At 67.7% G+C, this 13,031-nt stretch carries 10 protein-coding genes and 1 pseudogene; 10 read left to right on the plus strand and 1 reads right to left on the minus strand.

Annotation, left to right across the window (positions count from 1 at the left end; genetic code table 11):
* Positions 1-50: 50 nt before the first annotated feature.
* The 9 genes and pseudogenes from hypB to C7K55_RS03510 all read left to right on the plus strand — a co-directional run bounded on the left by hypB (position 51) and on the right by C7K55_RS03510 (position 11,151).
* A complete protein-coding gene (hypB, locus tag C7K55_RS03470) occupies positions 51-755 on the plus strand; it encodes a hydrogenase nickel incorporation protein HypB (RefSeq protein ID WP_106502025.1) in 705 nt (234 codons plus the stop codon).
* On the plus strand, positions 752-3,073 hold the full coding sequence (gene hypF / locus C7K55_RS03475) for a carbamoyltransferase HypF (RefSeq protein WP_106502026.1): 2,322 nt from the start codon (positions 752-754) through the stop codon (positions 3,071-3,073). The genes hypB and hypF overlap by 4 nt, the downstream gene beginning before the upstream one ends.
* Before the next feature lie 17 nt (positions 3,074-3,090).
* Complete coding sequence (locus C7K55_RS03480) at positions 3,091-3,315, plus strand: HypC/HybG/HupF family hydrogenase formation chaperone (RefSeq protein ID WP_106502027.1); 225 nt, start codon at positions 3,091-3,093, stop codon at positions 3,313-3,315.
* Positions 3,312-6,925 (plus strand): annotated as a pseudogene (gene nifJ, locus C7K55_RS03485) (pyruvate:ferredoxin (flavodoxin) oxidoreductase). Before C7K55_RS03480 ends, nifJ begins: the two are co-directional and overlap by 4 nt.
* Complete coding sequence (locus C7K55_RS03490) at positions 6,922-7,953, plus strand: dihydroorotate dehydrogenase-like protein (protein WP_106502183.1); 1,032 nt, start codon at positions 6,922-6,924, stop codon at positions 7,951-7,953. Before nifJ ends, C7K55_RS03490 begins: the two are co-directional and overlap by 4 nt.
* 86 nt (positions 7,954-8,039) lie before the next feature.
* Positions 8,040-9,062, plus strand: coding sequence for a hydrogenase formation protein HypD (hypD, locus tag C7K55_RS03495; RefSeq protein WP_396094810.1), 1,023 nt, complete (start codon positions 8,040-8,042; stop codon positions 9,060-9,062).
* Positions 9,059-10,054, plus strand: coding sequence for a hydrogenase expression/formation protein HypE (gene hypE / locus C7K55_RS03500; RefSeq protein WP_106502029.1), 996 nt, complete (start codon positions 9,059-9,061; stop codon positions 10,052-10,054). Before hypD ends, hypE begins: the two co-directional genes overlap by 4 nt.
* Positions 10,055-10,107: 53 nt before the next feature.
* On the plus strand, positions 10,108-10,812 hold the full coding sequence (locus C7K55_RS03505) for a response regulator transcription factor (RefSeq protein WP_106502030.1): 705 nt from the start codon (positions 10,108-10,110) through the stop codon (positions 10,810-10,812).
* Positions 10,813-10,917: 105 nt separating this feature from the next.
* Positions 10,918-11,151, plus strand: coding sequence for a DUF3136 domain-containing protein (locus C7K55_RS03510; RefSeq protein ID WP_106502031.1), 234 nt, complete (start codon positions 10,918-10,920; stop codon positions 11,149-11,151).
* Here the strand turns inward: C7K55_RS03510 and C7K55_RS03515 are convergent.
* A complete protein-coding gene (locus C7K55_RS03515; RefSeq protein ID WP_241518149.1) occupies positions 11,148-11,708 on the minus strand; it encodes a hypothetical protein in 561 nt (186 codons plus the stop codon). The two genes, C7K55_RS03510 and C7K55_RS03515, sit on opposite strands and share 4 nt — an antisense overlap.
* 507 nt (positions 11,709-12,215) lie before the next feature.
* Between C7K55_RS03515 and C7K55_RS03520 the strand changes: the two genes are divergently transcribed.
* Positions 12,216-12,803 (plus strand): LysR family transcriptional regulator substrate-binding protein, encoded by a 588-nt coding sequence (locus C7K55_RS03520; protein WP_241518150.1) that lies wholly within the window; start codon positions 12,216-12,218, stop codon positions 12,801-12,803.
* Positions 12,804-13,031: the final 228 nt, after the last annotated feature.

The raw sequence follows: 13,031 nt of genomic DNA on the forward strand, positions 1-13,031 counted from the left end.
ATGGATCCGCGTGGTGCCTAGCCTGGAACTGGCCTCTGCCGATTGCCGACATGTGCCGCGACTGCTCCTGCGGACAGCCGGCGCCTGAGCCGCTCCCAGAACCAACCCGCCAGCTACCCCTGCACACGGCCCTGCTGCAGCGCAACGACGCCCAGGCCGCCGGCCTGCGCCAGCGCTTCGAAGCCGCAGGCGTCACGGTGGTGAACCTGCTCTCCTCCCCGGGCTCGGGCAAAACCGCCCTGCTCGAAGCCCTGGCCCAGCGCCTCGATCCCACCGTCTTGGCAGTGATCGTGGGCGATCTGGCCACCGACAACGACGCCCGCCGCCTCCAGGCTGCCGGGCTGGCGGCGGTGCAGATCACCACCGGCCAGGCTTGCCACCTGGAGGCGCCCATGGTGGCCGAGGGTCTGCATCGCCTCCACCACCAAGGCATCAGCCTTGAGCAGCTCGAGCTGCTGGTGATCGAGAACGTGGGCAACCTGGTGTGCCCCGGCGCCTACGACCTCGGCGAGAGCCTGCGGGTGGTGCTGCTCTCCACCACCGAGGGAGAAGACAAGCCGCTCAAATACGCGCCCATCTTCCACGGCGCCGATCTGGTGCTGATCACCAAGCTCGACCTGGCCGAAGCGGTGGGCTTCGATCGCGCCGCCGCCCACGCCGCCATCGCCCGGGTGGCCCCCCACGCCCGCGTGCTGGAAACCTCGGCCCGCAGCGGCGCCGGCCTCGACGCCCTGATCAACGCCCTGGTGCGATGAGCGCGGCCCGGCTGCGCCTCTGGTGCCGCGGGGTTGTGCAGGGCGTGGGCTTCCGGCCGTTGGTGCATCGCCTCGCCGCTGACTTGCAACTGGTGGGCGTGGTGGAAAACGTCGCTGGCGCCGTAAGGCTCGATTTGCAGGGGGAGCGCCGCTCGCTGGAGCTGCTGGTGCGGCGCTTGCCCCAGGAGTTGCAGCCCCCCGGCGCTCTTGAGCCACTGGCGCCCGAGTGGCTCCCGCCCCTCGTTCCGGCGCCGCCTGGCCTGCGCATCTCCGCCGCATCGGCCCAACCCCTGGGTGCTGGCCTGCTTGCCCCGGCCCTCGCCGCCGATTTGGCCCCCTGCCCCACCTGTCTGGCGGAGCTCCACGACCCCGCCAACCGCCGCCACCGCTACCCCTTCATCAGCTGCAGCCAGTGCGGGCCGCGCTATTCGATCGCCACTGACGAGCCCTACGCCCGCGCCCACACCACCCTGGCCGACTTTCCGCTCTGCCCTGCCTGCCAGCGCGAGTTTGACGACCCCACAGATCGCCGCTTCCACGCCGAAACGATCGGCTGCCCCACCTGTGGGCCCCAGTTGCAGTGGCAGGGGGCCGGGGACTGGGGTGCGGATCCGCTGGCGGCAGCCCTGGCCCTGCTGGCGGCGGGCGGGATTTTGGCCCTGCAGGGGGTGGGCGGCTTCCAGTTGTTGGTGGCTGCCGGCGATCCGGCGGCGGTGGCCCGGTTGCGCCAGCGCAAGCACCGCCCCGCCAAACCCCTGGCCCTGTTGGTGGCCGATCTGGAGGCCATCGCTCCCCTGGTGGAGCTATCGGGGCCTGAAAGGCTCCAGTTGCAGCACCCGGCCGCGCCGATCGTGCTGCTGCGGTTGCGGCCAGGCCAGCGCGAGCCCTTCGCCGGGGTGGCCCCCGGCGCCGCTGCTTTGGGGGTGATGCTGCCGGCTTCGCCGTTGCACCAACTGCTGGCGGAGGGTTTTGGCCGCCCCCTGGTGGCCACCAGCGGCAACCGCAGCGGCGAGCCCCTCTGCCTCGATCCGGCCGAGGCCCTCGATCGCCTCGCCGGCATCGCCGATGGCTTCCTGTTGCACAACCGCCCGATCGCCCGCCGCCTCGACGACTCGGTGCTGCAGGTGATCGAAAGGCGGCCGGTGCTGCTGCGCCGGGCCCGCGGCTACGCCCCCCAGGCCCTAGCCCTGCAGGCCCCGCCTGGCACCGCCCTGGCCCTCGGCGGCGATCTCAAAAGTGCGCCGGCCCTGGCGCTCGGCGGTCGGGTGTGGCTGGCACCGCTGCTGGGTGATCTGGCTGGCCCCCTGCCGCAGCAGCTGTTGAGCGAGGGGCTCGAGCAGCTGCTGGAGCGCCACGGCCCCCGGCTCGTTGCCCTGGCCTGCGATGGCCATCCCGGCTACGCCAGCCACCAGCTGGAGGTGGTGGCGGCCCGGAGGCTGGGGATTCCGCTGCAGCTGGTGCAGCACCACCGCGCCCATGGCCTGGCGGTGGCGGCGGAGCACGGCCTGCCGCTGCCCCTGCTGGTGTGGGCCTGCGACGGCCTCGGCTATGGCGAGCCGGCCGGGACGAGCGGCCATCGGCTCTGGGGCGGCGAGCTGCTCTGGCTCACGGCGTCTGGCGCCGAGCGTTGGGCCTGCCTGCGCCCCTTCCCCCTGCCCGGCGGCGAGCGGGCCATGGTTGAACCACGCCGGGCCGCCCTGGGGCTGCTGGCCGCGGCCGGCCCGGAGGCCCTGGGTCATCCAGGGGCCGCCGCCTGCCGGGCCGCTTTCAGCCCCGGCGACTGGCAACTGCTGCAGCAGGCCATCGCCAGCGGCTGTAATAGCCCGCTTTGCTCCAGCACCGGCCGCCTGTTTGATGCGGCGGCCTCCCTGCTGGATCTATGCCAGCGCAGCAGCTTTGAGGGGGAGGCGGGGCTGCTGCTGGAGGGCCTAGCCCTGCAGGCCTCCCTGCCGCAGGTGGCGCCCATGCCGCTGCTGCCAGCTGCAGGGCTGGAGCTTGGCTGGCTCGATTGGCAGCCCCTGCTGCAGAGCTTGTTGAACGCGGGCGTGGCGCCGCAGGAGAGCGCGGCCTGCTTCCACGCTTCCCTGGCGGCCGGCTTGGCCAGTGCCGCGGCTCAGGCAGCTGGGCGCCTTGGTGCCACCACCGTGCTGCTGGCCGGGGGCTGCTTCCAGAACCGCCTGCTGCTGGAGCGCAGCGCCGCTGCCCTGCGGGCGGCGGGCCTGGTGCCCCGCTGGGCTGAGCAGCTACCCAGCAACGACGGCGGCCTGGCCCTAGGCCAGCTTTGGGCAGCTCTGGCTGATCTCTCTATAAAGAAGTAGAGCGTGGAGGCCTACCCATGTGCCTTGCCACCCCCGGTCTGATCTTGACGATCACCGGTTCGCCTGCGAATGCCGGCCCTGATGCGGAGCTGTGGCGCCAGGCCGAGGTGGATTTCGGTGGTGTGCGCCAGTGGGTGAGCCTGGCCTGCCTGCCGGAGGCGGAGGTGGGTGACCGGGTGCTGGTGCACGTGGGCATGGCCCTGAGCGTCGTGCTCGCTGACGATCCCGCCGAGGAGCCATGAGCAGCCCCCAGCTCACTACCACCAAGAACACCATTGATGGCAACGAGGCCGTGGCCCGGGTGGCCTACCGCCTCAATGAGGTGATCGCCATCTACCCGATCACGCCGGCCTCGCCCATGGGCGAGTGGGCCGATGCCTGGGCTGCTGAGAGCAGGCCCAACCTCTGGGGCAGCGTGCCGGCGGTGGTGGAGCTGCAGAGCGAAGCGGGTGCTGCCGGCACGGTGCATGGCGCCCTGCAGGCCGGAGCGCTCACCACCCCTTCACGGCCAGCCAGGGGCTGCTGTTGATGATCCCCAACCTCTACAAGTTGGCCGGGGAGCTCACCCCGGCGGTGCTGCACGTGGCGGCCCGCTCCCTGGCGGCCCAGGGCCTGTCGATCTTTGGCGATCACAGCGACGTGATGGCCACCCGCGGCAGCGGTTGCGGGATTCTCTGCTCGGCGTCGGTGCAGGAGGCGGGCGACTTTGCCGCCATTGCTGCCCGGCTCAGCCTGCGCAGCCGGCTGCCGTTTCTGCATGTGTTCGATGGCTTTCGCACCTCCCACGAGATCCAGAAGATTGAGCCGCTCAGCGACAGCCAGCTACTTGAGCTGATGCCCGCGGCGGAGATCAGTGCCCACCGCGCCCGCGCCCTCAGCCCCAATCGGCCGGTGATCCGAGGCACCAGCCAAAACCCAGACGTCTACTTCCAGGCGCGCGAATCGGTAAATCGCTTCTACGACGCGGCCCCGGCTCATCTGATCGAGGCGATGGCGCGCTTAGGCGAGCTCACCGGTCGCCCCTACCGCCCCTACGACTACGTCGGCCCCGCCACTGCCGAGCGGGTGCTGGTGCTGATGGGTTCCGGCTGCGAGACCGCTGTGGAGGCGGCTGAGGCGCTGCAGGCCGCCGGCGAGCGGGTGGGGGTGCTGAAGGTGCGCCTGTTTCGGCCCTTTGCGGCCCGCTTGCTGGTGGAGGCCCTGCCGCCCAGCACCCGGGCGATCGCCGTGCTCGATCGCTGCAAGGAGCCAGGCGCCCCCGGCGAGCCCCTCTACCTCGATGTGGTGGCGGCTCTGGCCGAGGAGTGGGCGGCGGTGCATGGGGCGGTGCCGCTCCCGGCGGTGCTGGGCGGCCGCTACGGGCTGTCGTCGAAGGAGTTCACCCCGGCGATGGTGAAGGCGGTATTTGATCATTTGCGGCCCCTGCTGGTGCCTGGCCAGCCCCGCCCGCTCAACCACTTCACGGTGGGCATCGACGACGACCTTACCCACCGCTCCCTGCCCCTCGACGCTGACGTCGAACAAGGCTTCCACACCGACGCCGCAGAGGTGCGGGCCGTGTTTTACGGCTTGGGTTCCGATGGCACGGTGGGGGCCAACAAGGCGGCGATCAAAATTATTGGCGAGGGCACCGATTTGTATGCCCAGGGCTATTTCGTTTACGACTCCAAAAAGTCGGGTTCGGTCACGGTGTCGCACCTGCGCTTTGGGCCCCAGCCGATTCGCTCCACCTACCTGATCCAGCGGCCCACGTTTGTGGCCTGCCACCAGTGGGATTTCGTCGAGCGCTTCGATCTGCTGGCCGGCATCGAGCCCGGTGGTGTGTTCCTGCTCAATAGCCCCTTTGCGCCAGCAGACACCTGGGCGCGGCTGCCCGAGGCGCTGCGCAGCCAGATCCGCGCCAAGGGGATTCAGGTGCAGCAGATCAATGCCTACCAAGTGGCGCGCCAGGCGGGCATGGGGCCCCACATCAACACGGTGATGCAGGCCTGCTTCTTTGCCCTTAGCGGCGTGTTGCCACGCCAAGAGGCCTTCACCCGGATTCGCCACTCGATCGAAACCAGCTACCGCCGCAAGGGTGAGGCGGTGGTGGCGATGAATCTGGCGGCCCTCGACGCCAGCCTCGAGCACCTGGTGCGCCTCGATTGGTCGAGCCTCGACGACTCCGGGCCGGAGCCATTGCGGGAGGACCGGCTCAATGGGGCGCCCGATTTTGTGCGCACGGTGATCGGGCCGATGCTGGAGCGCCGCGGCGACGCCCTGCCGGTGAGCGCCCTGCCCTGTGATGGCACCTGGCCGGTGGGCACGGCCCGCTGGGAGAAGCGCAACATCGCCGATGCGGTGCCGGTGTGGGAATCGGACCTGTGCGTGCAGTGCGGCAAGTGCGTGCTGGTGTGCCCCCATGCGGTTATCCGCGCCAAGGTGGGCGCCCCGGAGGTCTTCGTCGCAGCCCCCGAGGGCTTCCGCATCGCCCCCGCCCGCGACCCCGCCTTCGCCGGCCAAACCTTCACTATCCAGGTGGCCGCCGAAGACTGCACGGGCTGCGCCCTGTGCGTGGAGGTGTGCCCCGCCCGCGACCGCAGCGAGCCCAAGCGCAAGGCGATCAACATGGCGCCGCAGCGGCCCCTGCGCGAGCAGGCCCGGGGCAACTGGGACTTTTTCCTGCAGCTGCCCGAGGTGCCCCGCGCCGAGCTCAACCTGCACAAGATCGGCCAGCAGCAGCTGCAGCAGCCCCTGTTTGAGTTTTCCGGCGCCTGCGGTGGCTGCGGCGAAACGCCTTACCTCAAGCTCGCCTCCCAGCTGTTCGGCGACCGGATGCTGATCGCTAACGCCACCGGTTGCAGCTCGATTAACGGCGGCAATCTGCCCACCACCCCCTGGAGCGCCAACGCCGAGGGGCGCGGGCCGGCCTGGAGCAATTCCCTGTTTGAAGACAACGCCGAATTCGGCTATGGGATGCGGGTGGCGCGCGACCAGCAGCGCCAGATGGCCCTCGATCTGCTGGAGCGGTTGGCAGGCCAGCTTGAGCCTGACGAGCTGCCGCCTCCCCTGGCCGCGGCGATCCGCAACGCCGACCAGGGCGATGAGGCCGGCATCGTTGAGCAGCGCCAGCGGGTGGCCGAGCTCAAGGCGCGCTTGGCGGGCATGGAGCAGCCCGAGGCCCGCCAGCTGCTGGAGCTGGCCGATGCCCTGGTGAAAACCAACGTCTGGCTGGTGGGCGGCGACGGCTGGGCCTACGACATCGGCTTCGGCGGGCTCGACCACGTGCTCGCCAGTGGCCGCGATGTCAATGCCCTGGTGCTCGACACCGAGGTGTATTCCAACACCGGCGGCCAGGCCTCCAAAAGCACCCCCCGGGGGGCGGTGGCCAAGTTTGCCGCCGCCGGTAAGGCGGCTCCCAAAAAAGACCTGGGGCTGATGGCGATGACCTACGGCACCGTCTATGTGGCCAGCGTGGCGATGGGGGCCCGCGACGAGCACACCATCCGCGTTTTTCTGGAGGCTGAGAGCTACCCGGGGCCCTCGCTGATCATTGCCTACTCCCACTGCATCGCCCACGGCATCGACATGGCCCAGGGCATGGCGCACCAGAAGCTGGCGGTGGATTCGGGTCGCTGGCTGCTCTACCGCTACGACCCCCGCCGGACCGAGCGCGGCGAGATTCCCCTGCAACTCGACAGCCCGGCGCCAACGTGCTCGCTCAAGGAGGCGATGGAGCAGGAAAACCGCTTCCGCATGCTGCGCTACAGCCAGCCGGAGCGGGCCCAGGCCCTGGTGCGTCAGGCCCAGCGGGAGCTCGAATGCCGCTGGGCCACCTACCGGGCCCTGGCCCAGCCAGCCCCCAAGCCATGATCCCCGACCTCTCCACTACCTATCTCGGCTTGGCCCTGCGCAGCCCCCTGGTGGTGGGCGCTGCTGCGCCCCTCAGCGAGGAGCTGGCCCAATTGCAGGCCCTGGAGCGGGCCGGGGCGGCAGCGATCGTGTTGCATTCGCTGTTTGAGGAGCAGATCGAGCAGGAGCAGCTCGACCTGCACCGCCATGCCATGGCCGGCGCCGATAGCTATGGCGAGGCGCTCACCTACGTGCCGGAGCCATCGATCTTTCATGGTGGGGAAGACCTCTATCTGCGCCATCTGGAGCAGGCCCGGCGCTGCCTTGCGGTGCCGGTGATCGCCAGCCTCAATGGCACCAGCCCTGGCCGCTGGGTGGAGTCGGCGCGGCGGATTGAGGCGGCCGGCGCCTCGGCCCTGGAGCTCAACATCTACGCCATCCCCACCGACCCCGAGCTCTCCAGCGCCGCTATCGAAGCCGAGGTGGAGGAGATCGTGCGCCAGGTGCGCGCCGAGGTGCGCCTGCCGCTGGCCGTGAAGCTCAGCCCCTTCTTCACCAACCTCAGCGCCATGGCTCGGCGCTTGGCGGTGGCTGGCGCCGATGGGCTGGTGCTGTTCAACCGCTTCTACCAACCCGATATCGACATCGAAACCATGGAGGTGCGGCCCAACCTGCTGCTTTCCACCCCCCACGACCTGCGGCTGCCGCTGCGCTGGATCGCCCTGCTGCACGGCCGCCAGCCGGTGGATCTGGCCGCCAGTGGCGGCGTGCACCGGGGCACCGATGTGGTGCGGCTGTTGATGGCGGGGGCTTCGGTGACCCAGGTGGTGGGGGCGCTGCTGCGCCACGGCCCCGAGCGCTTGGCGGGCCTGGAGGAGGAGCTGGCCACCTGGCTGATGGAGCACGAGGTGGCATCGGTGGCGGAGCTGGTGGGCTGCATGAGCCAGCAGCGCTGCCCCAATCCGGCCGAATACGAGCGGGCCCAATACATGCGCGCCATCCAGGGCTACCGCCCCGCCGATGCCCGCCAGGCGCAGGGCCCCTGGTGAGTGCCGCCCTGCAAAGCCAAATCAATGGCCGGGTAGCTGAGCTGGCGGCCCAGCTTGCTGCCACTGCCAGCCGCCCCTGGACCCTGATGGAGGTGTGCGGCGGTCAGACCCACGCCATCCTGCGTTGGGGTCTTGATCAATTGCTGCCACCGGGGCTGCGGTTGATCCATGGCCCGGGCTGCCCGGTGTGCGTGACTTCGGCCGAACGCATCGACGCGGCCCTGGAGCTGGCGGTGCGCCCCGAGGTGATCCTTTGCTCCTACGGCGACATGCTGCGGGTGCCGGGCGGTGCCGCCGGCCACGATCTGCTCGGTGCGCGGGCTGCAGGCGGCGACGTGCGGCTGCTCACCTCGCCCCTACAGGCCATTGCCCTGGCCCAGGCGTGCCCTGAGCGCCAGGTGGTGTTTTTGGCGGTGGGCTTTGAAACCACGGCACCGGCCACCGCCCTGCTGCTCCGCCAGGCCCGGGCCCTGGGGCTCACCAACCTCACGGTGCTGCTGGCCCACGTGCGGGTGGCACCGGCGATGGCGGCGTTGCTGCAGGAGCCCGGCAACCAGGTGCAGGGATTTTTGGCGGCGGGCCATGTGGGGGCGGTGATGGGCACCGCCGAGCTCGGGCAGTTGGTGCGGCGCCACCGGGTGCCGGTGGTGGTCACGGGCTTTGAGCCTGTCGATGTGATGGCCGCTCTGCTGCGGCTGGTGCAGTTGCTCGAGGCGGGCACCCCGGCGCTTGCCAATGCCTATGGCCGGGTGGTGCGCCAGCAGGGCAACGGCGCGGCCCAGGCCTTGCTGAAGGAGGTGTTTGCGGTGGTGGACCAGCCCTGGCGGGGTTTGGGCCCCATCGCCGGTGGTGGCTATGAGCTGGTTGCGGCCTACCGCGATTTCGATGCGCTGCTGCGGTTTGACCTGCCCCCAGCGGCTGCTGCCCCGCCGCCGGAGCCCCTAGCCAGCCCCTGCATCAGCGGCCTGATCCTGCAGGGCCGCGCCCTTCCTCCCGACTGCCCGGCCTTCGGCTCGGCCTGCACCCCGGAGCGGCCGCTGGGGGCACCGATGGTGTCGAGCGAAGGGGCCTGCGCCGCCTATCACCGCTACCGGCGCCCGGCGCCATGAGCGACTGCATCCAGCTGGCCCATGGCGGTGGCGGCACCCTGATGCAGCAGCTGATAAACCAGGAGCTGCGGGCCCTCTACGCCGATCCGACCCAGGTGCTGCACGATGCGGCCCGGCTCGAATTGCCGCCCGGCCCGCTCGCTTTCAGCACCGACGGCTACGTGGTGCAGCCGCTGGAATTTCCCGGTGGTGATATCGGCAGCCTGGCGGTGATCGGCACCGCCAATGATTTAGCGATGGCCGGCGCTCGGCCCCTGCATCTGAGCGTGGCGCTGCTGCTGGAGGAGGGCTTGCCGCTGGCGCTGCTGCGGCGCCTGGTGGCCTCGATGGCTGCGGCGGCCCGAGCCTGCGAGCTCACGATCGTTACCGGCGACACCAAGGTGGTGGAACGGGGCAAGGCCGACGGCATATTCATCACCACCAGTGGCATCGGGGCGGTACAGGCGCCGACGCCGATCCACCCCACGGCGATTCGCCCGGGCGATCAGCTGCTGCTGAGCGGGGACCTAGGCCGCCATGGCGTGGCAATCCTGGCCGCCCGCCATGGCTTGGCCCTGGTGCCGCCCGTGCTCAGCGACTGCGCGCCGCTCTGGCCCCAGGTGCGGGCCCTGCTGGAGGCCGGGGTTCGAATTCACTGCCTGCGCGACCTCACCCGCGGCGGCCTGGCCAGTGCCCTGCATGAGCTGGCGGAGGCGGCGGTGGTGGAGCTGGCGATCGAGGAGGCGCGCCTGCCGGTGCTGGAGCCCGTGGCGCGCACCTGTGAGCTGCTGGGCTTTGACCCCTTGCACCTGGCCAATGAGGGTCGCTTTGTGGTGGTGGTGCCGCCCCAGGCCCGCGATCAGACCCAGACCCTGCTGGCGGCCAGTGGCGGAGCCTGGATTGGCAGCGTGCGGCCGGCCAGCAAGGGAGCGCGGGTGCTGCTCACCACCTCTTTTGGCACCGAGCGCCTGCTGCTGCCCCTCAGCGGCGAGCTGCTGCCCCGCATTTGCTGAGCCCGCCAGCTGTCTTAGGGTGATTTGACGCCCCTGCCAAGAGTTGTGGGTCGATGGATCTCACCCCTTTTCTGAGCAGCCTGGAGGGCACCACCCTTGACCAGGTGCTGTTGTCGATTGCGATCAGCGGCAAGGTGGCGGTCAGCGGCAAGGTGGCGATCGCCATGAAGGGTCGATTTCTGTTGCGATCAGTGTGCGAGAGCTTCCAAGACCGCACCCGCATCGGTTGTGCCGTGACCGATGAGGCCACCTGCCTGGCCTATCTGGCGCGGGAGCCCTACGAACTGTTGATCTGCACCGACTACCTGGAGGATGGCAATGGCTTCGAGCTGGCCCGCAAGGCGCGCAGTGCCCATCAGGGCTTGCGGGTGGTAGTGCTGGCTTTAGGGGATGTGATCCCGGCTCAATACGTTGAGGCTTCCTGGCTGGAGGCCGTAGTGGCGGAAGCCGATTTCATCGGCGATCAGCGGCCCCTGCAGGCAGCTGTGCTGGCGGTGATGGGGCGGCACTCCTACCGCAGCCCTTCGCTGCGTTCCGGCACCCTGCCCTACCTCAGTTGCCCGCGGCTCACTAAGCGCGAATACGAAGTGTTGGATCTGCTGGCCAGCGGCCTCACCGATCGGGAGATTGCTGAGCGACTGGTGGTGAGCGAGGAAACCGCCAAGACATACACCAAGCGACTGCTTAAGACCCTGGATGTCAATAACAGGTTGCAGGCCGTGCTCAAGGGCATGCGTTGCGGCATGGTGCAGCTCTGACGCCTTACAGATTGTCCCCGTATGGGGGGCTCGGTAAACCTGCCCAGAAGCGCACACTCAAGCCAGGCCCCAACGGGTTCTTTGCGGCCGCCCAGCCGGAGTGCCATGACCACCTCCCTCCCCGCGCCAGGTCTCACCATTGGTGAATTGGAAGCGAACTATCCGCTTTATTGCAAGGCCATGCGCCTGTTGATTCGCGAGGGCAAGACGATCGCCAAGGTGCGCCGTACGGTTTGCTGGCAGAGGCTGGAGATCCTGCACAATTGCCTGCCGACTCAATATCGCGAGCCCGATTATCTATTCGCCTTGCTGCAGCGGGAGTTGAGCGCCGGCCTCTAGGCGTCGCTTGCTTTTTCTAGCTGGGGATCGAGAACCCACAGGGCTAATCCGCCGCCCCGCCCCCTGGCCAGCAGCCAGCCGTTATCGGCGGCGCCGGAGCGAGCGATCAGGGCGAAAAATGGGCGCCGGCGTGGCTCCGGCTGCCGGCTGATTGCTTGGCGCCAGAGGCTTTGGCGACCGAGCCGCAATTCCAGCTGGTCAAACCAAAACTCCAATAACGGCCTGCGGCCCCGCAGATTGCCGCTGCCGCTGAAGCGCAGCTGCAACGCCCCGAGCTGAACGCTGTTCACCACCTTGAGATCACCCCTTTCCAGAGAAGGGGCGTCTGGAGTGACGTCTCCTGTGGCGATGCTCAGACTTGCCTGCAGGCCCCGCAGCAGGGCTGCGGTGGCGGGGTTGGGGTGGGCCCTGCCCTTGCTCCAGAGCAGCTGGAGCCGCCAGCGGCCAAACAGCTGCTCTGCCGTAATCGCGGAGCCCTGGCGACGGCTGAGCCGCTCAAGTGCCAGCGCCTGTTCGCCACTGGGAATTTCGCTAGTAGGCATTTTGCTACTGGGCATCAGACGTCGAAGATGGCCTTGAGGTAGCGCTCTAAAAAGATGCCTGGTGATAGCTCAGTTGGCAACTCAAATTTCATGGCCAAGTAGGTCTGAAAGGAATCGTCTGAAAACCCCATCGGCAGTACGGAGGTAAGAGCGGGGGGTAATGGCGAAGGGAATGACCTTGCGCTTCATGGCACAGGCCTGGCCTAAAATCAATCGTCAGTTTTCGCGGAATTGATTGATCTTGATGCGCTTACGGCGCTCGATGCCCTGCAGTGGCTGCGTACGATTGAAGAGGTCTCTAAGCGCTTCGGCCTAAGTCAGGCCACCGTCAGCAGGCAATCGCGGAGATGTCTGGATCTTTTTGGCCTTGACCTCCAGCGCATTGAGGGCGAGTGGAACACCGTTGGCGATGCGACGATCTTGGCGCTGGAGCGCTGCGTTCATCAAGTGGCGAGGTGGCAGGGGCGTAGGCCCCTGCGCCTGGAGGCGACCTATTGGTCAGGCCCCTTGTTGTGTACTCCTGTGCCAGATAATTGGATTCTTGGCCTTGCCAATATTGTTGGAGTGCCGCGTAATTTTCAGCTAGTTAGGGAGAGGATTGTTGATGTCTGCCTCACCGGCTTGCCTGATTGCCCCCCTGCAGGCGACCCCGAGCTGACCTCGATTACCCTGTCGAAGATGCCGGTATTTTTTGTTGCTAGGCCAGGTCATCCTTTGATTAATCAAGCCCAGCTGTCTTTTGATGATATTGCCCAATATCCAACCCTTGGTCTGCCGCCAGGCTCCTATCCCAGGGTTGAGGCTTGCCTAAAGAAGCTCGGCTTCTGGAACGATCATGTGCGAATGTTTCGCTATAAGCGCGAAAATTGGGAGGGCAAAACGGAGGCGGAGCTCACTATCGGCTATGCCACTTCGCTCAGTATGGAAATTTCTGGGGGTGATTTAGTCAAGCTGCCCCTGGAGTTGCCATTTGCCTCTGGGGAGGTGCTTGTATGTCGCCGGGATTTTATTGATCATCCTCGTTTGCAGTCCTTGCAAGCTTTGCTGCTTTCCCGCCTGGCTGGGTTGGCTGAGCGCTACGGCGATATCCAGTTGATCGGCAATCACTAGTTTTTGTAATTTTGTGGCTGGTGCAATCGCTGGCTCGCTGAGTTGCCGCCGGCTGCGCAAGGAGGCCGCAAATGATTAATTATGCAAAAACTGAAGCACTCTGCATGGTTCGGCTACCCTCAACCTGGTGTTTTTGCTTTTTTGCGTTAAAATTATTCCGGTTTGCTGGGGGGTGGTGGTTGAGCTTGATTGGCTAGCTGCACTAGATGGTCTGATTTGGTTGCGCAC

Origin of the sequence: Cyanobium usitatum str. Tous (genome assembly GCF_003011885.1) — a bacterium.
GTDB classification, from domain to species: Bacteria; Cyanobacteriota; Cyanobacteriia; order PCC-6307; family Cyanobiaceae; genus Cyanobium_A; species Cyanobium_A usitatum.